The sequence below is a fragment of the Peribacillus sp. V2I11 genome (assembly GCF_030817135.1).
GTDB classification, from domain to species: domain Bacteria; phylum Bacillota; class Bacilli; order Bacillales; family DSM-1321; genus Peribacillus; species Peribacillus simplex.
Genome location: NZ_JAUSYW010000001.1, coordinates 3,321,956 through 3,346,613, shown reverse-complemented (window position 1 = coordinate 3,346,613; position 24,658 = coordinate 3,321,956). Strand labels below are relative to the sequence as shown.

21 protein-coding genes and 4 pseudogenes are annotated in these 24,658 nt (G+C 39.9%); 6 read left to right on the top strand and 19 right to left on the bottom strand.

All coding sequences use genetic code 11. The features are described 5' to 3' along the window. Positions 1-65: 65 nt before the first annotated feature. The 3 genes and pseudogenes from QFZ73_RS16310 to QFZ73_RS16300 all read right to left on the bottom strand — a co-directional run. Positions 66-1,421 (bottom strand): DHA2 family efflux MFS transporter permease subunit, encoded by a 1,356-nt coding sequence (locus QFZ73_RS16310; protein WP_307272834.1) that lies wholly within the window; start codon positions 1,419-1,421, stop codon positions 66-68. Positions 1,422-1,457: 36 nt separating this feature from the next. Beyond that, positions 1,458-1,829 carry an LmrA/YxaF family transcription factor gene (locus QFZ73_RS16305; protein WP_251430260.1) on the bottom strand — a complete coding sequence of 124 codons (372 nt, stop codon included), beginning with the start codon at positions 1,827-1,829 and terminating at the stop codon, positions 1,458-1,460. Between the two features lie 39 nt (positions 1,830-1,868). Further along, a pseudogene (locus QFZ73_RS16300) lies at positions 1,869-1,955 on the bottom strand (TetR/AcrR family transcriptional regulator); the annotation flags it as partial. A gap of 306 nt (positions 1,956-2,261) precedes the next feature. Between QFZ73_RS16300 and QFZ73_RS29160 the strand changes: the two are divergent. Together QFZ73_RS29160 and QFZ73_RS16290 are read left to right on the top strand one after the other, a co-directional pair. Beyond that, positions 2,262-2,602 (top strand): annotated as a pseudogene (locus QFZ73_RS29160) (hypothetical protein). After that, positions 2,589-3,227: an O-methyltransferase gene (locus QFZ73_RS16290; RefSeq protein WP_307268146.1), complete on the top strand. Its 639-nt coding sequence runs from the start codon at positions 2,589-2,591 to the stop codon at positions 3,225-3,227. The pseudogene QFZ73_RS29160 and the gene QFZ73_RS16290 overlap by 14 nt, the downstream one beginning before the upstream one ends. Before the next feature lie 513 nt (positions 3,228-3,740). Here the strand turns inward: QFZ73_RS16290 and QFZ73_RS16285 are convergent. From QFZ73_RS16285 to QFZ73_RS16260, 6 genes and pseudogenes are all read right to left on the bottom strand, one after another. Further along, on the bottom strand, positions 3,741-3,896 hold the full coding sequence (locus QFZ73_RS16285; RefSeq protein WP_307268143.1) for a DUF1540 domain-containing protein: 156 nt from the start codon (positions 3,894-3,896) through the stop codon (positions 3,741-3,743). A 150-nt stretch (positions 3,897-4,046) separates the two neighbouring features. Then, a complete protein-coding gene (cstA, locus tag QFZ73_RS16280) occupies positions 4,047-5,840 on the bottom strand; it encodes a carbon starvation protein CstA (RefSeq protein ID WP_307268140.1) in 1,794 nt (597 codons plus the stop codon). A gap of 140 nt (positions 5,841-5,980) precedes the next feature. Continuing rightward, the gene (locus tag QFZ73_RS16275; protein WP_307268136.1) at positions 5,981-6,727 is read right to left on the bottom strand and encodes a LytR/AlgR family response regulator transcription factor; all 747 of its coding nucleotides are present in this window, start codon (positions 6,725-6,727) and stop codon (positions 5,981-5,983) included. Next, positions 6,699-8,516: a sensor histidine kinase gene (locus QFZ73_RS16270; protein ID WP_307268132.1), complete on the bottom strand. Its 1,818-nt coding sequence runs from the start codon at positions 8,514-8,516 to the stop codon at positions 6,699-6,701. The genes QFZ73_RS16275 and QFZ73_RS16270 overlap by 29 nt, the downstream gene beginning before the upstream one ends. A 421-nt stretch (positions 8,517-8,937) precedes the next feature. Beyond that, positions 8,938-9,872 (bottom strand): annotated as a pseudogene (locus QFZ73_RS16265) (GerAB/ArcD/ProY family transporter). Further along, positions 9,850-10,026 (bottom strand): GerAB/ArcD/ProY family transporter, encoded by a 177-nt coding sequence (locus QFZ73_RS16260; RefSeq protein ID WP_251430243.1) that lies wholly within the window; start codon positions 10,024-10,026, stop codon positions 9,850-9,852. Before QFZ73_RS16260 ends, QFZ73_RS16265 begins: the two are co-directional and overlap by 23 nt. 425 nt (positions 10,027-10,451) lie before the next feature. Here QFZ73_RS16260 and QFZ73_RS16255 point away from each other — a divergent pair, with 425 nt between their 5' ends. Both QFZ73_RS16255 and QFZ73_RS16250 read left to right on the top strand, forming a co-directional pair. Next, positions 10,452-10,787: a YbjQ family protein gene (locus tag QFZ73_RS16255; protein WP_307268127.1), complete on the top strand. Its 336-nt coding sequence runs from the start codon at positions 10,452-10,454 to the stop codon at positions 10,785-10,787. Next, the gene (locus tag QFZ73_RS16250) at positions 10,787-11,014 is read left to right on the top strand and encodes a hypothetical protein (protein WP_214786810.1); all 228 of its coding nucleotides are present in this window, start codon (positions 10,787-10,789) and stop codon (positions 11,012-11,014) included. The genes QFZ73_RS16255 and QFZ73_RS16250 overlap by 1 nt, the downstream gene beginning before the upstream one ends. Before the next feature lie 248 nt (positions 11,015-11,262). Here the strand turns inward: QFZ73_RS16250 and QFZ73_RS16245 are convergent, their stop codons facing one another. The 8 genes and pseudogenes from QFZ73_RS16245 to QFZ73_RS16210 all read right to left on the bottom strand — a co-directional run bounded on the left by QFZ73_RS16245 (position 11,263) and on the right by QFZ73_RS16210 (position 20,017). Continuing rightward, the gene (locus QFZ73_RS16245) at positions 11,263-11,724 is read right to left on the bottom strand and encodes a carboxymuconolactone decarboxylase family protein (RefSeq protein ID WP_251430240.1); all 462 of its coding nucleotides are present in this window, start codon (positions 11,722-11,724) and stop codon (positions 11,263-11,265) included. Between the two features lie 109 nt (positions 11,725-11,833). Continuing rightward, entirely contained in the window at positions 11,834-12,700 is an 867-nt protein-coding gene (locus tag QFZ73_RS16240) for an RNA polymerase sigma-70 factor (RefSeq protein ID WP_251430353.1), read from the bottom strand. A 405-nt stretch (positions 12,701-13,105) separates the two neighbouring features. Beyond that, positions 13,106-14,536 (bottom strand): YfcC family protein, encoded by a 1,431-nt coding sequence (locus tag QFZ73_RS16235; RefSeq protein ID WP_307268120.1) that lies wholly within the window; start codon positions 14,534-14,536, stop codon positions 13,106-13,108. Between the two features lie 65 nt (positions 14,537-14,601). Further along, positions 14,602-15,798, bottom strand: a complete 1,197-nt coding sequence (locus QFZ73_RS16230; protein WP_307268117.1) for a M20 family metallopeptidase — start codon at positions 15,796-15,798, stop codon at positions 14,602-14,604. 550 nt (positions 15,799-16,348) lie between these two features. Then, positions 16,349-17,053 (bottom strand): LptM family lipoprotein, encoded by a 705-nt coding sequence (locus tag QFZ73_RS16225; protein ID WP_307268113.1) that lies wholly within the window; start codon positions 17,051-17,053, stop codon positions 16,349-16,351. 585 nt (positions 17,054-17,638) lie between these two features. After that, positions 17,639-17,815, bottom strand: a complete 177-nt coding sequence (locus tag QFZ73_RS16220) for a hypothetical protein (RefSeq protein WP_307268111.1) — start codon at positions 17,813-17,815, stop codon at positions 17,639-17,641. A gap of 319 nt (positions 17,816-18,134) precedes the next feature. Next, entirely contained in the window at positions 18,135-19,028 is an 894-nt protein-coding gene (locus tag QFZ73_RS16215; protein ID WP_307268107.1) for a LysR family transcriptional regulator, read from the bottom strand. A 93-nt stretch (positions 19,029-19,121) separates the two neighbouring features. Next, positions 19,122-20,017, bottom strand: a pseudogene (locus tag QFZ73_RS16210) (LysR family transcriptional regulator). A 135-nt stretch (positions 20,018-20,152) separates the two neighbouring features. Here QFZ73_RS16210 and QFZ73_RS16205 point away from each other — a divergent pair. Further along, positions 20,153-21,118 (top strand): DMT family transporter, encoded by a 966-nt coding sequence (locus QFZ73_RS16205; RefSeq protein WP_307268104.1) that lies wholly within the window; start codon positions 20,153-20,155, stop codon positions 21,116-21,118. A gap of 33 nt (positions 21,119-21,151) precedes the next feature. Then, a complete protein-coding gene (locus tag QFZ73_RS16200; protein WP_185152122.1) occupies positions 21,152-21,295 on the top strand; it encodes a hypothetical protein in 144 nt (47 codons plus the stop codon). 281 nt (positions 21,296-21,576) lie between these two features. On the opposite strand, the gene QFZ73_RS16195 is transcribed toward QFZ73_RS16200, so the two are convergent. Beyond that, positions 21,577-23,481, bottom strand: a complete 1,905-nt coding sequence (locus QFZ73_RS16195) for an endonuclease MutS2 (RefSeq protein WP_307268099.1) — start codon at positions 23,479-23,481, stop codon at positions 21,577-21,579. A gap of 796 nt (positions 23,482-24,277) precedes the next feature. After that, positions 24,278-24,421, bottom strand: a complete 144-nt coding sequence (locus QFZ73_RS16190; protein WP_307268096.1) for a hypothetical protein — start codon at positions 24,419-24,421, stop codon at positions 24,278-24,280. Positions 24,422-24,658 lie beyond the last annotated feature (237 nt).

The window sequence follows — 24,658 nt, the reverse complement described above, 5'->3', positions numbered from 1 at the left end:
CACCCGTTTGAATGGTGACTGTTTTTATTTTGATTATCGAATCGAATTTTCACTTTGAGCAGATGTTACTTCGGTTTTTTCATGAACAATGAAAGCACCACATTCACGATGGCGAAAATCAAACTAATTTTAAATACAAGTGATGAACCTGAGGCAGCGGCTGCCGGTAAATCATTTGCCACATCAGTCAAGTAGCCATTTTGGTTCGCAGAGAATAACGAAACCATGACCGCTATCCCAATTGCCCCTGATACTTGTTGAGATGTTTGCGTAATCGCGATGCCTTCCGGATAGAATTGTTTTGGCAATGCATTCAATGTATTCGTTTGTACTGAAGCAAGTACCATGCCTATACCAAGCATCATCACGATATGCGTAACCATCATGATCCATGGTGCTGTGTCTGTTCCATACATTGCATATAGCCCGTAGCCAATGACAACCAGCATCGTTCCTGGTGTAATCACGGCACGAGGTCCATATTTATCAAATAGCTTGCCGATTATTGGGGCAAAAACACAGTTTAATAGACTGCCTGGCAGCATGATCAGCCCAGTAGCGAACGCAGACACCAATAACGCCATTTGCATATACATTGGTAACACAACCAGCATCGATAACATGTTAAGGAACGTAATCATGTTCATCGCAAGACCCAGTACAAATAGTGGGTATTTGAATGCTTTTAAAATCAACATTGGGTTTTCCATCTTCGTTTGACGGATTGCAAAGAGAATTAGGGCGATCAAACCAACGATGATCGTGCAAATTACCGTCATATCCGTCCAACCATGATCCCCGCCTACACTTACACCGTATACAACTCCACCAAAACCAATCGTCGATAACACAACTGACAAGATATCGATTGATACTTGTCGAGTTTCATTGACATTCGGAATATAGATATAGCCGAAGATAAGCGAGAATAACAAGAACGGAATCGTAAACCAGAATATCCAAGGCCATGATAACGTATCTAAAATCATCCCTGCTAATGTAGGACCGAATGCGGGACCCGCCAAGATGACTAAGCCCATCACACCCATTGCCCCGCCGCGTTTATTCGGTGGGAAAATCGTGAAAATGACATTTTGCGTCAACGGCAAAATGATCGCCAGTCCAGCTGCCTGAATGACACGGGCCGTCAATAACACGCTAAAAACCGGCGCTACTGCAGCGATGACCGTTCCGATGATCGAAAAAAATAAAGACGCCATGAACATTTGGCGTGTTGTGAATTTTTGCATTAAAATTCCTGTTACTGGCACTAAAATGCCAAGCGTTAAAAAGTAGCCTGTTGCAAGCCACTGTATTGTCGTCGCATCCACGCCAAAAATGTGGCTCAATTCACCTAAGGCGATGTTCAATGCGGTTTCACTAAATAGCCCAGCAAAGCCTGCTACCAAAAGAGCAGCCATTATCGGTCCTGTTTTAATACTTTTATTATCCACTTGTTAAAACTCCTTCAATATATTGGGTAACAATTGTAAAATTACTTTTAGCGGCTTTGCCGATTTTTCGGCCAAACAAAGCATCATTGCCCCTTCGATAGAGGCTGTCATCATCAATGCAATATTGGAAGCTAACTCTTTTGAATATCCATCTTCCATTAGCTTTTTAAAATAAATCCCTTGAATTTTCGCATATAGTTCGGCGCAAGCCTTTCGTACAGGATCGCTTAATGTGGCCATTTCACTTACCATGCTGCTAAATGTGTAACCCGTAATCGTCCCTTCACTTTCTAAGTTGACGATTAGCTTATCAATCATAGAATTTGTCGCTTCTAACATTGTCGGATACCGTTCAAAAATATCCACGATATCCATCGTAATTACTTCATTCAAAGAATGAAGGCAAGCAATTAATAATTCCTCTTTTCCATTAGGAAAATGGTGATAAAGCGAACCTTTCGTAACATTACATACTCTTAAGATTTCGCTTAGTCCAACACCTTTATATCCTTTTTATTGGAAAAGAACCGTTGCATGATCGATTATCAACGATTTTGTATCCATTTCCGTAGCACACCCCCGCCATACCAACCGGTCTATTTGTAACTATAACAAAAAAATTTCTTTGGATGTAAGTACTTTTTTACTTCTCTAAATAACGAATTCACAATTTAGACAAACCTTTTATAAACTGCATTTTGATTTTTCTATTCGATTATCAGTTAACATTTTGTATACATATGTATACATACATTTAACATAAGATAAAAATTGTATACAAACTTATACACAGAAAGAGGTTTTAACATGAGAAATGAAAAATTCACAAAAGATGGACATCCGGTGGTGAGCATTTCAAAGGAAAAGACCATGGTTCACACCATCGTGGCCCAAAAACGTTTCGCAGCGGAAGGGCAATTGCTTTTTTAGAAATGATGAATCTTAAACGTTCAACCATTAAGGAACAGTTAGATAAACCGGAATTTCAATCCATTAATCAAATCTTAGTCGGTGAATTAAAAGCCATTGATATGTTAATCAACAAATTCATTCAATTATTTGAAATACAAGAAAATGAAGCAGCCGATAAGAAGGAAACTTCCAATAATGGTAAAAAAGGAATGGAAATGATGATTGAAACAAATTAACAGTTATATCGATTCAGTGTTTTATACCAAAGATGCCCTTTTGGAAGAAGTCATTACGTCCATACAAGAAAACGGAATGCCGTCCATATCGGTATCTCCCTCATCTGGAAAACTCCTTACCATGCTGATATCCATTTCAGGAGCTAAAAATGTTTTGGAAATAGGCGCTCTTGGGGGCTATAGTGGGATTTGCCTAGCCAGGGGATTCGGCAGCGAAGGAAAATTAACCTCCCTTGAATTAAAGAAGGAATACGCAAAGTTAGCTTATGGCAACCTATCCAAAGCTGGCTTTGGCGATCAAGTATCATATATGACCGGAGCAGCTCTGCAAAGCCTGGAAAAACTCGTTCGTGATAACAGGAAATTTGATTTTTTCTTTATAGATGCTGACAAGGACAATTATGAAAATCACCTGCAATATTGCATTAAACTGGCAGAACCGGGTACTTTAATCGTCATGGATAACGTACTTGCGGGAGGAAGTGTCGCCGATCAGGATAATAAACCTAAACATTATACTGCATTTATGAAGGCATTCAATGAAACGGTAGCCAATCATCCTCAATTGGAATCCCTGCTTATTCCAATCGGTGATGGTCTCACCATTTCAAAAGTAAAGAAATGAAGTTTGAAGGTATGTAGCTCAAGCTCATGTGTAAATTGCGTTTCACAAGTAAATTGCTTAAATTAACGAGTAAATAGCACAAACTCACGAGTAAACTGCTCAAATTCACGAGTAAAGTGCTTAAACTCACGAGTAAAACAGTTAAATTCACGAGTAAGGTGCTCAAACTCTCGATATATCGCCAAAACTTTCGATATAATCGCTCAAATTCACGAGTAAACTGCTCAAACTCACGAGTAAATAGCACAAACTTACGAGTAAACTGCTCAAACTCACGAGTAAACTGCTCAAATTCACGAGTAAACTGCTCAAACTCTCGATATATCGCCCTAACTTTCGATATAATCGCTCAAACTCACGATTATATCGATCAATCTTACGTATATATCGCCCAAATATCCTTTTCATGAAGAAAAATAAAATGAATTTCTATAATCCTGAATGAAAATGATTTTTATTATCAATAATAAATATGAAAGAAGGGTAACCAGTTTGATGGTTACCCCGATGGATTTAAATTTCTGGATCAAATGTTTTGCAATCCGTTTCTTCGCTATTTGATGCTTGATTCCCTTTATGACTTACAACATAAATAGCATCTGCACTGCATTTGTTTCCAGAATCCCAATATTTACAATTATTCACTTCACATAGAACATCTTTTGCCATCTTATCACACCTCCTCATTTGCTATCATTAACAAAGTTGGGGTTATTGATACTTTCCTTTTTCAGGTTTTTGTGTCTTGATTTTAAGGAAAACGGAATTGAGGTCATTTTCGAACAAAAATCCGGGCAGCTTCCGCCCGGATCTTTTTTATCATGCTGATTTTTCCAATAGTTCTGCTTGAGGGATTTTCCAGAGCTCCCGCCATTTTTTCAAGGCGGCAACCAGAATGATCAAGCCTAGGATTAACATGGTGATCGATAATATTCCGTTCAAGATGCTGAATCCTGCAGAGTCCGGGTTCAGGTATACGTTCTTCACCATCCAGTACCCTGCTACATTAACCGTTACATATAAGTAGGCAAGGGGTACGAGGCATGTCCAGATATACCAGCGTTTGTCTGCAATTTTCAATACGACGGTCGCACCGATGATGAGTCCAATCGAAGCCATGAGCTGGTTGGATACGCCAAAGAGTGCCCAGATCGAACCAATGTCCCCAGAGTAAAGTAGATATCCCCAGATAAAGCAGGCTAACGCGCTGGCGAAGATGTTACCCGGCAACCAGTCGACCCTTTTTAATGGTTTGTAGAACTCCCCGAAGAAGTCCTGGATTAAGTAACGGGCAACACGTGTCCCCGAATCGATTGCGGTTAATATGAACACCGCCTCGAACATGATGACGAATTGGAAGAAAAACGAAGCCAGTTTGTGAAAGAAGGGTATTTCGGTAAAAATATAGGTCATGCCGACAGCAAGTGTAACGGCCCCGCCTGTCCGTCCCTCCAGATTAATGCCGATTTCTTCACTAAGTTCGTTAAGGTGTACGGTTTCCATACCTAAAGTTTGAAACACTTCAGGTGAAGAGTTAATCGCAAAATAATCCCCTGGCTGCAGCGAAACCGCGGCAATCAAAGCCATGATGGCAACGACACATTCGACAAGCATCGCTCCAAAACCAACGGATTTGATATCACTCCAACGGTTTAACATTTTTGGAGTTGTGCCTGATCCGACAAATGCATGGAATCCTGATATTGCCCCACAGGCGATGGTTATTGAAATGAATGGCCAAACAGGACCGGCTACAATCGGGCCCCCGCCATTAATGAATTCAGTAAACGCAGGAAACTGGATTTCTGGATTCACCACGAAAACGCCGATAATCAATGCGGCAAATACACCGATTTTCATAAAAGTACTCAAGTAATCACGGGGTGCCAGCAGCAGCCAAACAGGCAATGCGGCAGCGAAGAAAGCATAGATTGGCAAAATGATGGCAAGTGTGCTCGCTTCAAGTGTCAATAATTCACCAAGTGCCGTTCCTTGAATGTTCGGACCAAGTAAAATTGCGGCCATGATGAGCGCGAACCCGACGATGGTCGCCCCTTTCAGGTTGCCGGTTTTTTTATGGTAAAGCCCTACACCCATGGCGATGGGAATGGTGATCCCGACAGCAAACGTCCCCCATGGATTATTTTCCAAAGCATGCAGAACGACCATTGAAAGTCCTGCCATCGTGATCGTAATAATAAAAAGCATCGCGAGTCCTGTACAGAAGCCTGCTACAGGTCCAAGTTCTTCTTTCGCAACTTCCGAAAGGGATTTGCCGTCTTTTCGCATCGACGCGAAAAGCACGACGGCATCATGGACGGCTCCCCCGATTACAGCTCCGATCAAAAGCCATAATAAACTTGGCAAATAGCCGAATTGTGCAGCAAGGATCGGCCCCACCAAAGGACCAGCCGCTGCAATGGCTGCAAAATGGTGGCCGAATGCCACCCATTTATTTGTTGGAACATAATCTTTTCCATCTTCTAATTTATGGGCCGGAGTCGGCTTGGAATCATCGAGTTTTAATACTTTGAGTGCTATGAATGTCCCGTATAAACGGTAGGCAATCATTAATATACAAATGGAGCCTATGACAATTGTAACCGCATTCATATTCAACCCCCTCTATTTCTTACATCGTAAAATGATGATATCACAATGAAAGCGGCTTTAATGGGTTTTCAAGCTATAATGCAGATATCGGGGGATGGACTGCATTATGAAGAAGATAAAATGCAGAATTATGAAAATTTTTAAAAACCGATAAGCTGCTTTAGCTCCTTCACATACGTGCGGCTTACCGGAATGTTTGATCCGTCAGTCATAATGAGGTTATAAGTCGAGTTGAACCAAGGCTGTATTTCGGATATATGGATGACATTCACGATAAAACCGCGATGCACCCGTAAAAATGAGCGCTTATCGAGCTTCCTTTCAAGCACGATGAGAGGGTCACCGATTTTATATTCATTTTCTTCGGTTTTAATGATCGTCTTTCCTTCCATGAGACCGATGAATAAAATAGTGTCCCGTTCGATCAGAACGATCCGATCATCTATCACTACAGGCAATTTACCTGTCTGTTCCACCGCCGTTCGGCTGGCGGGAGGTGCTGTCCTCGATTCGTCTTCCCCAATTTGACGCTGCTTCATGAGTTTATCCAATGTTTGACGAATCCTGTTTTCATTAAATGGCTTTAATAGATAATCAAATGCATATAATTCGAAGGCTTGGAGGGCAAACTCATCATAGGCGGTCGCAAAAATGAGCGAAGGTGCCGGGTCAAGTTCCGCCAATTGCTTAGCCAAATGTAAACCATTGCCCTCTGCAAGCTCAATGTCCAAAAAGACAAGTTCAGGCTTAAGACGGGAGATATCCCTCATGGCATCTTCTATCCCCTCGGCCTCACCCACGACTTCAACTTGCCTGCTTCTCTTCAGTAGATATTTCAATTCATCTCTTGCCAGTGGTTCATCCTCTACGATAAATGCTTTCAACATCGTTGACATATGCTCCTTTTTCGCTGAGTGGTATTGATATTTTCACTTTTGTTCCGTGCCCCGTTTCACTTTCTATCGAGAGGCTGGCCTGGCCTTTATAGATCCCTTCCAGCCGTTCACTGATATTATGAAGGGCCGTTCCTGTACCTTTAATCGATTCTACAGCATGCTTACCCAATTCATCTATTCTCCCGCTTGAAATCCCATTTCCGTTATCTTCTACAACAATGCGCATCGTATCGTCTTTAAAGTATGCGTGAATGATGATTTCGCCTTTGCTTTTAACATGTGGAAATGCATGGTGTACCGCATTCTCAACAAGTGGCTGCAACGTGAATGGAGGGATGAGAACTTCCTTAAGCCTTGGCTCAATGCGATAGTCGATATGATATTTATCTGGAAAACGGGCCTGCTCCAGTGATAAATAAGCGTTGACATGCTCCAATTCCTTTTCTAGCGGCACCAGTATTTGTCGGGCCCCTTGTAAATTTGAGCGAAAGAAGGCACTGAGCTCCTGCAATAAATTTCTTGCCTTCTCGACATCCGTCCGGCATAAAACGGATATCGTATTGATTGCATTGAATAAAAAATGAGGATGGACCTGTGCTTGTAGGGCCTTAATTTCAGCATCTTTCAATAATTTCGTTTGCATTTCCGCTTTAGCGAGTTCCAATTGAGTGGAAAATAGTTTCGCCAATCCTTCAGCTAACTCTTGTTCCACTTGGCTTAATTTATCCGGATGCTTGAAATACATCTTCAAAGTCCCTACCGTTTTCTGTTGGACCTGCAACGGCAGGACTACGGCCGCTTGCAATGGGCATTGATCATGAAAACAATAAATATCCTTTTTTGTTTTGGCCACGATGATTTTTCCTTGTTCTAGTGCTTTTTTCGTTAAGCCTGTCGCTATTCCCACCTTAGGGACATGGTGATCTGACGCAGCACCCACATGGGCAAGTACACTATGTTCATTGGTAATGGCCACGGCGTCGGCTTCAGTCAGCCCCAAGATGATTTGGGCGATTCTCTTGCATGAAGTTTGATTCAGACCTTGCCGGAAAAAGGGCAAGGTCTGATCCGCAATCAGGAACGCAAGATTGGTTTGTACCGCCCGCGTCCGTGCTTCGTCCCTCGTGATCGACTGAATGATGAGCATGAATAGTAAAGTCCCGAAACCGTTGATGATGATCATGGGAAGTCCGATTACTTGTACGAGCTCCCACGACCTTTCAAATGGTTTGGCCGTCACCAGGATGATGCCCATTTGGATCGCTTCCAAGGTCATGCAAATGGGAAGGGCAAACCAAGGGGTGATCGTCCCATGCTTTCGGCGCCTTTTCCCCAAAAACCCCGATAAGAACCCAGCCAAAATCGCGGCGATTGCACAAGCACCCGCCGTAAAACCCCCGAGAAAATAACGGTGAAGCCCCGCAATTATACCTACTCCTAACCCAACAAATGGTCCCCCCAGCAGACCGCCGATAGCTACGCCCATGATCCGTGTATTGGCAATCGCATTTTCGGGAGCAATCTCTGCATGCCAATCACCCTCTGGCATGGCATGATTCCCGATTTCGATTCCTGTATAGTTACTTATGATGCCGAACGTTCCAAAGAGTGCGATAAACATGATTTTCTTTGACATTTCATGTTCATGGCCTATCATTTGCCGAAAGGGTTTCATATAAGAAAGCAGGAATGCAGCAATTACGATGATCCCCACTTTTTCAAACAGCGACGGTAATAAATCAATCAAAGCATTCACCCCATTTCTGGCTTTTTCATTCATCTTACACCAGCCATGAAATCCTTGTCGAATTTTGTTTTTACGATTAACACTGATAATCCTAGGGACGCTAATCAAGAACATGGAAACAAATATGTCACATTTGGGACATACGCCTTCAGATACCTCTCTTCAATATATCTTGAAGAAAAAGCTAGAAGCTGCAGACTATTAGATGGGCGTAGGGAACAATGGAATGCTGTGGGTGGGCTCAATCCCGGTATGATCCATTCTAAAAAAAGCCAATAGATACCAAGGCTTTTTCAATAGGAGGAAATCATTTTATCTGAGTCGTTCATAGAAGAATCTGACATGGTGTCACCATCCTCAGGCAGACATTTAACAAGTTTTTCGTCATAGAAGATCCTGACAGATGAAAGCCAACCACCCCAGCAGTTGTTGGGGACCAAAGGTAGTAATTGAATTATTTTTCATTATCCTTTGGCAGTCTTTGAAATGGAACGCTTTTTTTCAATATTCCTATCACTAACAATAACACCGGGAGAAGAAAACAAATGGTTATGGAAAATGGCGTCCACGCTTTTGCAGTAAAGTTTTGACTATGTACTGTATCTGGATGTGTAATGATGGAGAAGGCAAGAATTAAAAATGCTAATGGGAAGTGAAGAGTTTTGTGATTTTTTAATCCAAATACTTGAGCTAACCCCAGAGAGAGTCCATAATAACCAATCGTTAGCTTGAAATAAACGGAAAGAATCCAAATGAAGGCTACAATGATTTCAATACGTTCCAAAAAATCACCAACACTACACCTTTCCCAATCTATAAGAAGGATAGTTTTGTAGTGCGGTAATATGAGTACCCAATACGAGGATACTGAAAATGATCACTAAGAATAGAACGATGCCTCCTTATAATGTTCCTCGATAAAAGTTTTTTTCATTTCATCTTTTTCATTTACAAATGGCATGATCATCAAAAAGAAAACGAGCTGTACATACGGGAGCGCTAAAGTGTGATATGAGCCCTTAATAATTGGTTTCATGCCACTTCAAAAATAGGTTGTATATGTTCTAATTTGATATCAGAGATAAGAAGTGAAAATAACATGAAAAGCATGAATATTATCCAAGGAAAAAAGATTAATGCAGTTCGGCTGATGACTTCCAATCCTAACCGTACCATAATCATTTCGATAGGTGTTCCAACCAAAATTTGTGTCGTTGAAAAACTCCCAATTTCATATAATAAAGCAGACAAAAGGTACAAAATATAAAAAAGAAAGAGCAGTGCTGAAATTTTCCCAACCCATTTACCCAATATTTTTTCATTAACTTCGACATAGGTCTTTGAAGGATAAATAGATGCTAATTTATTATATAAGAAAATAAAACACAAACTGATGAGAGTAGTTAGTTACATAGGAAATCCAGGCATCCTGCTTTGCTATCTTGACAAGAATAGCAGGTACATTAAGTATCGAACCTCCTATCGTAAATATGATGACCAATATAAGGAATTCCCCAGAGCTAATTTTTCCTTTCTCGAGCATAAATACCCCCTAAGACAGAATCCGTTCCATGAAAAGATGCGAAGGGATCATAAATTTTTGTTATCCAGTCTAAGGGATTAGGGATGACAACATTTTTGATTAATAAAATACTCAACGTCATGCCAACTAAAAGCTATAGAATATAAACGGAGATTTCCTCCAGCATTTATTTTTAATAAGTTGAGGTATTTCAAAAAATGAAATAATTGCTCCAGTAAACACTGTGCCAATGATTGCCCCATTGATCTTTACTCCTCGACTTCTTTTTGAAAGGATTCTGTTATGGTGCCTAAATTGCGAACCTTTGCTTTACAAATCTCGAATCGCTGCTTCAACAGCCAGCTGGACATATAGCAGGTAACATGAATGTTATGGTTATGTTCTCACCTTGGATGAAAATATATCCATTTAAATAAAATAATAAGATGGAGGCGATTAATGTATTGGTAGTTACCACAGAAAAAATTGAAGGTTACAAAATTGTAGAAGTAAAAGGACCCGCCTTTGGTCTGATTGTAAGAAGCAGAGGGATCGGCGGCGATATCATGGCAGGGTTAAAATCCTTAGTAGGTGGAGAAATCAAGCAATATACAGCTATGCTTGAAGATTCAAGAAAAGAAGCTATGGACCGTATGATAAAGAATGCCAATCAAATGGGAGCAAACGCAATTGTAATGATGAGATATGATTCTGGGGAAATCGGTAAAAATATGAGTGAAATTGTTGCATATGGAACCGCCGTTATTGTGGAGGCAATATAATGAAATTCATCATAGGGTACTATATATTACAAATTGTTATAGTTATCTTATGCATTTTACTTGGATACTTTATTTATGATAAACGGTTTAAACGTAATCACGGTGTAAAAGTTCCTGATGGATTTCAATCGACAGATGAAATAAATATAGACCCTGTGACTGGAGAAAAAACAAGGGTGTATTATAATCCAGATACGGGTGAACGCTTTTATAAAAAAGAAAAATGATTATAAAAAGCCACGATTTATACAAAAACGTGGCTTTTTATTGTTTTTTATTTACTGAATCAAATGATACTTCACCATCAAATCCATTATTTGTTTCGCAGAAGTTTGCTAAAACCTAATGCTGATTTTAAATATGAATCCCGTTAAATCAACATATATGGGTAAAAACTGGAACCAAATCGCTTTGCGAATGGGTCATCCAATTATATGCTAATTTGTGTTGCATACAAGGGATTTTAATAACACAATCATTTTTGCATTACAGGCTTATAGTGCCCGGGGATACTTTTGGCTGAAATGGCCAATCGGTTCCAGCCGTTGATCGTGATGATGATGGTAACGAGATCGATATATTGTTTTTCATCAAAATGAAGGCGGACCCGCTCATACAGATCATCAGGCACACCGTTAACAGATATGGCCGTGACCGCTTCCGTCAATTCCAGCGCCGCCCTTTCCGACTCAAGATAGAATGGTGATTCACGCCAAGCACTCAAGCAGTAAATTCTTTGTTCCGTTTCACCCATTGCCCGGGCATCCTTTGTGTGCATATCCAAACAGTACGCACAGCCGTTGATTTGAGACGCACGAATTTTAATCAATTCGATTAACTTGCTATCGATTCCCGTTGTTTTCTTGTATTCCTCCAATTCCATCATTAATTTGACCACTTCCCGATTTGTCTTCATGTAGTTAATGCGTTGTTCCATGTCTATCTCCTCCATTAAATCTTTTTAGGTTACACTTATAAGACAAAATAGGGGTTTGATTTGTGACATACAAAAAAGAGAGCCCGTTAAGAGCCCTCGGTCTACCCTATTAAGGAACAGGAATATGATTTAATTTATCGGGGTTGGAAACAATGAAGATTTTGCGGATATTTTTTTGTTTTGAATCCAATTCAAAGCAGATGACTTTGATCGGCTGCCCGTCCTTCATTTGCAAGATTCCTTCCTGACCATTGACCATCACCGGAAGAAGTTCCCCCATGAAACCTCCTTTAGCAGAAACTCCTTTAAGAAAGGAAGAAACGCGCTTTTTGTTTACAATCGGATTTAATGCAGAAAGCACTTTTCCTCCGCCGTCAGTAACAAGTACAACATCTTCTGTAAGAAGATCCAGAAACTCCTCAAAATTTCCTGTCGCAGATGCTTTTATGAATTTTTTTGCCAAAAGATCGACATGTTTCGTATCCTCCGGATGGACTGGCATATCATTCTGTAATTTACGCTTAGCCCGGCTGTAGATCTTTCTGCAGTTCACTTCATTCTTTTCCAGCATCTCGGCAATATCTTCATAGCTGTAAGTGAATGCTTCTCTGAGCACGAACACCGCTCTTTCAACAGGTGACAGCTGTTCCAGCAAAACGAGGAAGGCATAAGCAACCGTTTCATCCGTTACGACCTTATCTAAAGGCTGCTTTGTTCCGTTTACCCGAGGTTCAGGCAGCCAAGGTCCCGTGTAAACCTCTCTTCTCTTACGGGCTGAATTTAAAAAGTTCAGACAGCGATTTGTCGTCATTTTCGCAAGATATGCTTTCATGTCCTTAATTTGTTCGGTATCAAGCTTAAGCTGCAGGAATAAATCATGAACGATATCTTCTGCGTCGGTAACCGATCCAAGCATCCGGTATGCGATGGAAAAAAGAAAAGGTTGATATGTCTTATATAATGTATCCAACTCCACTTATTTCACCCATTTTCTATCAAATTCGTTTTTTCGAGAACGTATGACCTTTCCCATAACTATTCTCTAAACCAATCATTTATCCTTCTTCACCTGGTTTAAAGCAGTAATTCAAACAACATAAAAAAAGAGCAGCCAAAGAGCTGCTCCAGACTGTAGACAAATTCGATTATTATTGATATTGCCTACAGTAGTGAACGTTGATTGGAACGTAGGGCACTCGCTTTCCGCGGTCGGTCCGGGAGCCTCCTCGGCGCTCTTTGCGCCTGTGGTGTCTCCCTTGGACACTCTTTTCCCGCAGGAGTTTCGAACACCCGCTCCAATCAACTTTTTTTAAACTTTAGGTAGAACCCCTTTTGTCTACAAACTCAGAGCAGCCAAAGAGCCATTCGTTCTTTTTAAGGTTTAGTATCTGATGAAATCCGCTATTAATATAAAAACAGCACCTATTACAATCCAGATCAATAACAAGGGCCAGAAGAATTTCACCCATTCTTGATATTTGATTTTAGAGACTGCCAAGCTTCCCATAAGCATGGCAGAGGTAGGGAGAATGCAGTTTGATAGACCATCTCCCAACTGATAAGTAAGGATGGTCGTTTGCCTTGTAACACCGATCAGGTCGGAAAGCGGTGTCAAAATCGGCATGGTCGTTGCTGCCATACCCGTTCCTGAAGTGATGAATACATTCATGATGGTCTGAAATACATACATGCCAAGAACTTGGATCGAACTAGGCAAATGGCCTACTGTTGCTGCAAGTCCATTTACAACTGAATCGATAACATGTCCTTGCTCTAACACTACGACTACACCTTTTGCCAGACCAACAATAAAAGCACCGAATGTAATATCCCTTGCCCCTTGTACAAACTCGCTGGCAATTTTGCTTGGACCATATTTAGATAAAAACCCAACAACAACACCTAATGACAAGAAAAATGCAGCTAATTCTTCCATCCACCAGCCTTTTTCGGAAACACCCCAAATCAAGAAGCTAAATCCTATCAACACGACAATAATCGTTAAGTAATGTCTAGGCTTCATGGAGGATAAAGAGGATATATCTAAATTCCCATGCTTTTCTTCTTTTTCCAAGTCATACACAAGACCGTCATGTGGATTTTTTTTCACTTTTTTTGCATATCTAATGATATAAATGCTCGTGATAATCAGTAAAACCGCCAAAATGATTCCACGTAGCCACATACCGGAAAACATCGGAACTTCAGCAATGGCTTGAGCGATCCCTACATTGAAAGGATTAAGGAGTCCTGCTGTAAAGCCGACAGCTGCGCCGAGCGTCACCATGGCAGTTCCAGTCAAAGCATCATAGCCTAATGACCTCGCAATTGCAATGCCAATGGGTACAAATGCCATGACTTCTGCTGACATTCCAATCGTGAATCCGCCGATTGAAAATAGAGTTAAAAAAATGGGAATGATGACGATCCCTTGGTTCATGAAAGTCTTTCCAACCCTTGCAGCCACGGCTTCAATCGTACCTGTGGAATTAATGATTTGAAATACTCCACCGACAATGAAAATAAAGAAAACTGTGTCACTTGCATCTATAAGGCCATGAACAATTGCTAAAGGAACCTCGAATATACCAATGGGGTTGTTCTCTACAGAATGATAAGAGTTTTCTACTACTACCGTATTACCGGTTTTTTCATCTTCCACTCTGTCAAACTCACCTGCGGGCACTAAATAGCTTAATGCAGCTGCAAATAGGACCATACAAATAATAATTACAAATGTGTGTGGCATTTTTATTATACTTTTTTTGAATGGGGGTTCACTCTTTATTTTTTCTGCACTCACTTTACTCATTTTTCGTACCACCTTTTACATTATTTTCACCTGGATCCCCCGCAAAACGGAATCTTCCCTTATCTTCATTTACATGATTTATTAGCTTTCCACCCTTCGAATTCTTCACGAATTTCTTGAAGAAGCTGAGGGTTCATACATACTTCGTATGCAGTCATCGCTAAAGCCTTTGCTGCTTTATTTAATCCAATCATTCCCCTCTCTGAAGCTGCAGCTTGTACAAACTCTGGAGTATGGGTAATTGCGTCATCCGTTATTTTGATGTACGGATGAATCGTTGCAGTTACTTGTCCAACATTACCAATATCCGATGAACCGATTCCTCCTTTAGCAGGCGGGTCACATACAACCTCCCCTAACATCTCTAGATTATCTTTAAATAAGGCGGCTAATGCTATATTATTATTTCGTTCAGCATATATCAGGCCTTCGGTTATCTCGATCCTGGCACCTAAGGCTTTTGTGGCATGACGAGCTGCAGCATATACTTTCTCACGTACAACATTTAACTCTTCCACAGTGCTTGCCCTCAGTAAAAATTCTGCCTCGCAGTATGCAGGAACTACATTTGTTGCATCCCCGCCCTTTGTTATGATTCCATGGATTCTCACATCATCTTTAAAAAACTGACGTAAAGAATTGATGGCAACAAAAGTATTAATGACTGCATCAAGAGCACTAATTCCTTTTTCGGGAGCAGAAGACGCATGTGATGCTTTTCCATAAAACCTAAAAGATGCATCCACACACGCTAATCCACCACGCAGTACCATGGACTGTTTTTGCGGATGACACATCATGGCTACATCCACATGATCGAAAATGCCATCCTCGACCATCAAAATTTTCCCTCCGCCTTCCTCTTCCGCAGGGGTCCCCAATACGACGATTTTCCCCGGAAGGTCAGGATGAGCATCTTTCAGTGCCAATGCGGCTCCAATGGCTGATGTTCCAATAATATTATGGCCACATCCATGGCCTAGTCCTGCCAGTGCATCATATTCAGCTAAAATGGCAATCGTTGGACCACCGTGATCCCCCTCCCATGTTGCCCTGAATGAAGTTTCTAAATTTGCGACCCCTTTTTCTATCGAGAAGCCGGCCTTCTTTAAAGGCTCCATCAACCATTTCACTGCCTTATATTCATGGAAACTAAGTTCTGGATGAGCATGAATGTTCAATGCAAGCTCACGTAATTGAGCATCACGGGCATCAACTGCCATTTGAATCGATTTCTTTCCTTCCGCAACATGTATTGACATAAATATACAACCTCCATAAAATTCTGAAAATTAAATGTTTCTTTTTAAATATTACGTTCACTTTAATGATAAGTAAAATTAAGGTTTTTTTATGAAACTAAAAAATTTTTTTATAGTTTAATATAGTAACTACTATGAATATTTATAAAATCACTGAAATTTCCGAATGCAAAAAGGGGTTATGCGTGGTCTCATTTTTTGAACCAGCATGGAGCTTTAACGGGATTAACTCTATGGGGATCCCCATAGTTTCAAAACAAGAATTAGTTATAATCAATGATTTTTTACTGTTTTATATGGAGTAAAGTTAGGAAAATGCGGATTTACAACATTAAGGATAATGAAAGGTAAAAAAGCCTAATTTCTCACTAAAATTCTGAGAAATTAGGCTAAGACTGAATTAGAGTTGAAATTAGAGTTAATTGGGGCTCAATTAATTAATCAAAAGAAAGAAAAAAGGCTGCTATCAAAGTTTTTTGAATGCCCCCCTTTTTGGACAAATATATTACCATTCTCTGTTAAAATGGTGTACCCAATTTCGGATACTCATTTAAGGTGCTTCATACCATACGATATCATCAAACATTTTTACAACCCGCGGTAAGAAGCCTTCTTCATAATCCTCCGGGTATTGAACTATCGCATAGTAAACGCGGTCGCCATGTTGAAAAACCGACACTGTACCCAATATTGAATAATTACTGCCCTTCCGGCTAATGTCAAATTCGGCCTCAGACCAATCAAATCGGTTAGGCGTATTATCAGATCGCTGTTTAATCTCAAAGTCGTTGCTTATCACAACTTCCCTCGCAAACTCCGCCTGTTCTTCTATTGTCGCACTCGTACCCTCACTTTTGGAAAATATCTGAACTTTGGCATCCTCATTTCTCTTGCCTGCAAAATTTGCAAAAACAATCATTGCATCTCCTTCACCAGAACTAGCCTCTTCAACGACCATGTCATCCACGATGTAGGTTGAGAATCCCAATGCCTGACTATGATGAAGCTTGAATTGGAATGATTCTTCCATACCTTCTAATATGATCATATCCGTTTTCGTATTTGGCCGATCTTTTGTCAGATCATCGACCGATTCACCTGGAGGATCTTCATCTTGACCGTCGGTTTGCTTAGGATTATCATTTGGCTTTTCTGAAATTGGTGGAGATTCCTTATTTTCCTCCTGGACTCCTTTACAAGCACTAAGTCCTGTTACCAAAATAACGGCTGCCAAAATCAACAATATCTTTTTCATTGGAACCCTCTTTTCATGTGTTTTAACAAATTATTATACGGTCCCATATGTAAAAAAGTTACACTATGCTTCTTTGCTAGTATCAGACTTTATAGACTTAAAAAAGATCGATACTCTCCACTCTTTCCGAGAAAATATATAAGAAATTGTGCATTTGGCTTTATTTTTTATATTATGAAATTGATTCAGTTACTAATTTCAAGGAAAAACTACTTATTAAGTTAATAAGTATCATTTCACAATAAGGCATTATTTAATATCCCTTTTTTCTATAACAAAGACGCCTTCCAGTAAACATGTTCAACATCAAAAAATTGTTCTAATACATCGTTTTCACCAGTTAACGCTTCACGCATCCGTAAGCCATCGACATTAATACGGGCTTGCCGGAAATAATCTTCCCTAATTGAGACAAGAAATCCTAATTGATAGATAGTTTGAATAAGGAGTACTTTTTAAAACCAATTTGAATGTATGATAATGTAAGGAATCACACGTTCAAAAGGCCGCCAATTGGCGGCCTTCATAACTTCCCTTTCCTTATATATACTAATTTAAAAATAAATGTTTATGTATCGTTTATGGTTAAGATCCAATGCTATGTTCTACTGCAGTATCCCAACTAGGAAAATAATACAATGCATTTTTCATTAACTCCGGATCTGTCTTCTTTACCTCTTTCTTTCGAGGTGGCTTCCCTTCTTTTTCTACTAATTCAGAAATTTGATTCACGACTTCTTCAACACTCATATTTACTTCCATCTCTGTTCCCTCCTTCTTGCTATTATTTATATCTTTTCCTAATTGATGAAAAGTAATACAATTTTTCTTTAGCTAAACTACCAGTTTAGTTTAAGAAGGGTATTTTTTTCTCTAATTTGAATGTATGATAATTGAAATGATCGCACAGACAAAAAGCCAACGAATTCGTTGGCTTTTTGTCTAAATAATTCACAAATGCTTTTCCAAGTTATCGTTAGATTCACCTATGGTTAAATTGGCTCCTTTAAGCTTCTAGGGGTCTATTTTGTTTTACCTCTCTTCTTATAGCCTTCAAACTGGCGTAGAATCAATATCTCCTTTAGCAATATAGCTTTTTAATTTCACTCACAAACTTGGAAACACTGGCTAATTGTAAAGATGATTGCCGGTATAACATCCATGTTCTTCTTTTTATCTCTTCTCCATTTTTTAAGATCAAATCATGGGAAAACAAATCATCACTTTTTTGCAAAAAAACACGAGGAATAATGGCATACCCTAGCCCTCTTTTTACCATTTCCCTGCATGTCTCATAGCTGTCCACTTGCATCATTACCAGAGGAGGAGATGTAAACCTTTCATTCCACCAATGATCAATACTTTTTTCAGAGGGAATTTGCGATATATTTCTATATTGCAGCAAAACATTCGGTTCTTTACGATTAATCATCGGAAAATCTGGAAGGCTATCAACAGGTATCTCATCTTTTGAAATGATGCATATATTTTCTTCCTCAAGAAGAAACTTTTCATCGAACCACTCATAATCGCCTTTTACAATCGCAACATCAATCTCACCTTGCATAAGCAATTCCATCATTTCCGTACTGAAGCCCGTATCAACATTTAAATGGACCATAGGACAATTAACCATGTACTCTTCCAAAATGGAAGGCAGGTTATAAAGTCCGAAATGGCTGCTTATACCTAATTTCAAACTCCCCTTCGTTTCACTTCCCATACTCAATAAATACTCTTTTGTTTGACGTAAATCTATGAGCATTTTTTTTGCATAGCTTACCAAATATTCTCCAGCAGGAGTCATTTTTATATTTTTCCCATTTTTAGCTAGTATTTCAGTCTGGAATTCCTTTTCAATTTGTCTTACGCGGTACGTTAATGCGGGTTGGGTCATGTATAGTCGCTCTGCGGCTTTTGTAAGATTCTGGTCTTTATATATATATTGCAAAATTAAACAATCTTTTTCATCCATCCGTTTTCGCCACCCCTAATAGTTTCGCAGCCTAATAATCGGTTTCAGCGATCCTTCATCATTCTATGTAAAGAATATGTTGCCCCCCTTCCTTCATATTAGCTCATGAGTGGTTCCAGGATTTTGCTTAAATCGATTGTCATGATGAGCTTCAATCGTTTGCAAGAAGCTTCGCATGGAGTTTGTCATATAAGCATCTTTACGGTGAATGAAGACAGTCGATATATTTCCGTATTCTTCCGGAATTGCGTGCACGTGCACTTTTTCAGTGGCTGAAAGGTGATTTACTGCTGATTGTGGTACGAGGGTAATGCCAAGACCGAGCGATACGCTGGTTAAGATCGTTTCCAATACATTGAACTCCATGATCCTTTTGGGCATCACTTCTTCTTCTTTCAGCCATTGTTCCATTTTAGAGCGATAGCCACAGCCCTGACTGAATACTAAAAATGGTTCCGTTATAATTTCTTCAAGATCAAATGTTTCATTTCTTGTAACTAATACAAGTTTTTCTGTACACACATCATATGGCTGAATGAGCGGATGTTTAATCGGTCCTGTAACAAAGGCTCCATCCAGCCTATGTTCAATGACATCTTTAATTAAGTCTTCTGTTAACCCCGCCTTTATGGATAAATCGACATTCGGATACTGTTATGATAAGAGGCTAGAATCTTTGGAAGATCACTGACCGTTTCAACTGTACCGATGTTCAATATCCCTGTAGGTGTTTCACTATCCAGGAATACTTGCTTGAGTTCTTCCATATCAAGCAAAATTTTGTTTACATACTCCAGCATTTTTCGGGCCTCTGCAGTTAATGACATACCACGTTTATGCCTATTGAATAATGGCGTCCGTAACTCCTGCTCTAAATGCTTAATCCTCGCCGTTACATTGGATTGGACGTAATTCAACTCAACAGCCGCCTTACTTATACTGCCATATTTGGCGACACACTGGAATATTTGCAAATCCCGCATTTCCATAAAAGTTCCCCCCCTTTCTCAACTATCATTAATAATGATGATTATATTCATTTTAAGTCATTTTACATGATAACGACTTTATCATAAGGTGTGTATAGGAAATTAATCAATCATTATTTTTTGAGGGGAAGCTTTATGAAAAAAAATCAAGTTTTAATCGGTGCACTTTTATGTTTGACAGCCAGCATTTCTTGGGGAGCGATGTTTCCAGTTGCAGAAAGGGCCTTAATGTATATTGATCCTTTTTATTTCTCTTTTTTGCGATATTTAGCTGTTAGCGTAATTTTAGGGATATTGCTTTTAATTAAAGAGGGGGAGAAGTCTTTTAGCCTGGAAGGGAAAGGAAAGAAATTATTGTTTTTTGGAACGATGGCGTTTACTGTATACAACTTTCTCATTTTCGCAGGTCAAGACTTACTGGGACATAACGGGGTAATTGTCGCTTCCATCATGGAATCATTAATGCCCATGATTTCAATTTTAATTCTGTGGGTTTTCAAAAATGCCAGGCCCATGAAATATACCATTGCCAGCATGTTCATTGCCTTGATAGGGGCCATTCTTGTCATTACCAATGGCAATATATCATTCTTATTTTTATTGAAAGATAGCCTCATCCCTATCCTTTTCATTCTCATCGGGGTTATAGGATGGGTTATATATACGATGGGCGGCAACCAATTTAATGGATGGTCAACACTTCGCTATTCGACTTTAACGTGCATCTTAGGAACTGCCGTATCAGCAATCATAACATTCCTCGCAACTGCAATGGGCCTGTCTGTCCCAACAGCAGAGGTTATGCAATCCATTTATGGCGAAATGATTTTCATGATTATTTTCCCCGGTGCCATTGCCCTTTTAAGCTGGAATTTAGGCATTAAACTTTTAACGCCGATCAACGGAATCCTATTCATCAATTTAGTTCCAATAACCACGTTGGTCATCGTTTTTATCCAAGGAAAATCACTATCATCATTCGAATTACTGGGAACTTTTTTAGTGATATATGCTTTGATTCAAAACAATTATTATCAAAGGAAAAACTTGCCTTCCCAAGTTGAGAAATTGAATCCAAGGAAATTGAAAAAAGTCATTTAATTAAAGGTACAAAACATCAATAGGAGGGCAACAATGGATTTATTAACGCTTATGCTAATCTTTGGATTGGCTGTACTTTGGGAATTGGCCACGATTAATAAGAATGTGAAAAAAATGAATGAGCAAAATGCAGAATTAATTAATCTATATCATGATAGAAGTAAAAGAATTAAATAAAATAGACTTTTGGCGATACAACGCAAAAAAGCCTTTCATTTAGAGAGGCTTCAGACTGTAGACAATTTGAACGTTGATTGGAACGTAGGGCACACTCGCTTTCCGCGGGCGGTCCGGGAAGCCTCCTCGGCGCTTTTGCGCCTGCGGTGTCTCCCCTGGACGCGCTTTTCCCGCAGGAGTCTCACGTTCCAATCTACTTTGTTTTAAAGTTTAGACAGAATCCCTTTTTTTTACAAACCGAAGCCTTTTAGAGAGGCTTTTTTGCATATTGGATGATCGTACTATTCACCAAGTTTCTTCCGTATATCCGCTGCAACATTCTTTAACGCCTTTTTTGATCCCCTTTCAAGGTCGCGGTTCATTTTCCTTTCTTTGTAGCTGACAAATAAAGAATTGAGATCATAGCCTTCAGGATATAAATCGACGGCCTTTATTTCAAGCTCGAGCTTATTGGCATGAACCTCCTTGAAGGTATCTTCGAAAAGAACGGTGACATTATTGTATGAATCCTTTTTCTTATAAACGATCGCATATCCATTCAGTTCGCTTACCTTCACCTTGTCACCGACTTCATATTCATACGATGCTTCCTTTGGAATCGCCGCTACCTTCGCTTTTTTGATATTTCCTTCCTGGACACGCTCCAGGTCGTAGTCTTTATTGTCGATATAGAGCTTTGCCTTTTGCAGAACCTTGTCACGGACATTCATTTTTTGGGCTATCCAGAGGGCATTGCTTTCCCCGGATTGACCGATCAACAGCTTATACTTTGGCTCAAGTGTTTCACTATTGAATTGCATGGCCGCATTCATGAAATCACTGTGTATTTCCGAATAGCGCTTGATTTCACCATAATGGGTCGTCGCAACGGTTATGCAGCCCCTCTGATAAAATTCCTCAAGGATGGCAATCGCCAATGCGGCTCCTTCATTCGGTTCCGTTCCGCTTCCGATTTCATCGAACAGCAGCAAAGAGTTATTGGTTAATGCCCCCATGATTTCCGAGATGTTTTTCATATGCGATGAAAACGTGCTCAGTGCATTTTCAATGCTTTGATTATCACCGATATCGACGAATACCTGATCGAAGACGGCTAGCTCCGTCCCCTCTTTCCCGGCAATATGCAGCCCTGACATGACGGCCAATGTAAGGATCCCGATCGTTTTCAGGACGACCGTTTTACCCCCGGCATTAGGGCCTGTAATGATCAAGCTGCGATAGTCCTTACCGATTTCAAAATCCAAAGGTACGCTGTCTTGCGGCAAAAGGGGATGTTTACAGCCTTTTAATTTTATATAACCATGATCATTGATTTTCGGTTCGATGGCATCCATGCTTTTACTGAACTTGGCTTTTGCGAAGATCATGTCATATTGACTGATTAACTCGATGTTTATCTTGATCGGTTTCAGCTGTTCGAAAACCGTTCCGGATAATGTGGCCAAAAGTTGATACTCTTCCATCGATTCCTCCGCTTTAAAACTGGCCAATTCTACATTCAATTTCGTTACCGAGGCAGGTTCAATGAACACGGTAGCCCCTTTTGCGGATACTTCCACGATCGTTCCGGCCACTTGATTTTTATAGGAGGCTTTGATCGGGATGGTGTAGCGATCATCCTTTTTACTGATGAAAAATTCCTGAATGAACTCTTTATTGGCTCCGCTCTTCAAGAACTTATTCAGCCGTTCCTCGATTTTACTTTCTGTCTTGATGATTTGGTTCCTAATCCGTTTCAGGTCCTTGCTTGCTTCGGAAACAACAGCATTTCCTTTGATGGTGAATTGGATTTCTTCTTCAATGCTCCTGAATTCAGTCATGGAGCGGGCGTAGGAATGCAGTGTTGGTGCAAAGAACTCTTTATCGGTCATGAATTTCTTGATATTCCTGCAGCCTCTTAAGAAGTCTGCTATCGCCACTAACTCTGCCGGCTCCAAAATCATCCCTTTTTCCAGTTTGTCGATATGGAGGCCAATATGTGAAATGCCTTTCAAGGGAATATGGCTTTCCGCATTCAGTAAGTTCCTAGCCTCCGTGGTCTCGTTCAAACGATTTTTAACGACTTTCAAAGTGCTGCTCGGCTTAAGCTGATCCAATAATGCCTTTCCCAAACCGCTTACGCAATGGTTTTTCACCATTTCCTTGAGTTGGATATATTGTAATTTTTCATAAGTCATTGTATTCATCTAATGATCCTCCTTGAATGAGTGAGTGATTAAAATTCCCGAATCCAAAAAATGCCCGCAATGGTCCCCCTACCTTTACAAATGAACAAGCCATTTGAGTAGAAAGCTCCTGCGGGCATCGGCCTTATCTATAGATAAGTACCTAAAATCGATAACAAATTGGGCAGCTCGAATAGACCTGCGTACACAAAAAAGCATGATAGGACAAATCCCACCATGCTTTTCGTCGTAACACCTGCATGTTACACGATTTATGGAAAAGGAAGCAGTCTTAAGGTAGGTATTCACAATGCAGTATTGCACTGTGAAAAAAGGCATACTTAATCCACTGACATATCAGTGATTAAATACCTTATTCAACTAAATTAGTTGATACCTACTCCCGACATAAAACACCACACCTTTTCTTAGATTGGAATTAACATACCATATCAGTAAGAAATAGTCAATTTATTCCTTCCTAGATAGTATATTCTTTTTTTATCAAAAGGGTTATTTTTTATGATTTAGGTGATGCAATGAATCATTCTTTCAAGAAACAAAAATGCAGCCAAGCCCATGATTTTAATGATTGCCTCTCTATTCCTAAATGTGAAATTTTCACTTCCGCCACGAAGCATTTCTAGGGCTACTCAACGTTTTAGCACGAATGCTTCCGTAACTCCCCTTTTCATTGTCTGAATATTCACTTTAAAACCGGGGTATGTTATCCTTATATTAACATAAACTAAAAACAGCCCAATTGCTAACATGAGGCTGACAACTAGCAAGAGTGGTTGGTCACAACTAATAACTCTTAATCAGAAGAATCAGAAGAAGAACCATTGCCATCTTGGGAGGATGAGTGGTTCTTTTTCCGTTTCTTAGCGAACAAAGACAGGATAAGAGTGGTTGATACAGCAACAAAAATCTCTTTACCCATATCTGTAATCATGTTCAATAAGAAATGCTCCTTCCCCATCTATAATTAGTGAAAAAGCAAAACTGTGACCTACCACTCTATCCTCAGTTGTCCCTCTATTTTATCATACCCTTCCTTTAATGGTAATTATATGAAAATGAAACGCAAATAAAAAAGGTCGCATTCTCCCCTTCCCCCTTTGTTTACAAGTGCAGCTAACATTCGACGCCTGTTAAGTCATTAAGAATAGGGGATCATCCATTGGATAATCCCCTT

Coding starts and splice junctions, on each gene's coding strand:
- QFZ73_RS16310 (WP_307272834.1), bottom strand. CDS start 1,421: ATGGCTGCTCTTTTGGTAGCAGGCTTTGCTGGGCTATTTAGTGAAACC.
- QFZ73_RS16305 (WP_251430260.1), bottom strand. CDS start 1,829: ATGGATATCGTGGATATTTTTGAACGGTATCCGACAATGTTAGAAGCG.
- QFZ73_RS16285 (WP_307268143.1), bottom strand. CDS start 3,896: ATGGCAAAAGATGTTCTATGTGAAGTGAATAATTGTAAATATTGGGAT.
- cstA (WP_307268140.1), bottom strand. CDS start 5,840: ATGAATGCGGTTACAATTGTCATAGGCTCCATTTGTATATTAATGATT.
- QFZ73_RS16275 (WP_307268136.1), bottom strand. CDS start 6,727: ATGTTGAAAGCATTTATCGTAGAGGATGAACCACTGGCAAGAGATGAA.
- QFZ73_RS16270 (WP_307268132.1), bottom strand. CDS start 8,516: ATGAATGAAAAAGCCAGAAATGGGGTGAATGCTTTGATTGATTTATTA.
- QFZ73_RS16260 (WP_251430243.1), bottom strand. CDS start 10,026: ATGCTCGAGAAAGGAAAAATTAGCTCTGGGGAATTCCTTATATTGGTC.
- QFZ73_RS16255 (WP_307268127.1), top strand. CDS start 10,452: ATGGAGGCGATTAATGTATTGGTAGTTACCACAGAAAAAATTGAAGGT.
- QFZ73_RS16250 (WP_214786810.1), top strand. CDS start 10,787: ATGAAATTCATCATAGGGTACTATATATTACAAATTGTTATAGTTATC.
- QFZ73_RS16245 (WP_251430240.1), bottom strand. CDS start 11,724: ATGGAACAACGCATTAACTACATGAAGACAAATCGGGAAGTGGTCAAA.
- QFZ73_RS16235 (WP_307268120.1), bottom strand. CDS start 14,536: ATGAGTAAAGTGAGTGCAGAAAAAATAAAGAGTGAACCCCCATTCAAA.
- QFZ73_RS16230 (WP_307268117.1), bottom strand. CDS start 15,798: ATGTCAATACATGTTGCGGAAGGAAAGAAATCGATTCAAATGGCAGTT.
- QFZ73_RS16225 (WP_307268113.1), bottom strand. CDS start 17,053: ATGAAAAAGATATTGTTGATTTTGGCAGCCGTTATTTTGGTAACAGGA.
- QFZ73_RS16220 (WP_307268111.1), bottom strand. CDS start 17,815: ATGGAAGTAAATATGAGTGTTGAAGAAGTCGTGAATCAAATTTCTGAA.
- QFZ73_RS16215 (WP_307268107.1), bottom strand. CDS start 19,028: ATGGATGAAAAAGATTGTTTAATTTTGCAATATATATATAAAGACCAG.
- QFZ73_RS16205 (WP_307268104.1), top strand. CDS start 20,153: ATGAAAAAAAATCAAGTTTTAATCGGTGCACTTTTATGTTTGACAGCC.
- QFZ73_RS16200 (WP_185152122.1), top strand. CDS start 21,152: ATGGATTTATTAACGCTTATGCTAATCTTTGGATTGGCTGTACTTTGG.
- QFZ73_RS16195 (WP_307268099.1), bottom strand. CDS start 23,481: ATGAATACAATGACTTATGAAAAATTACAATATATCCAACTCAAGGAA.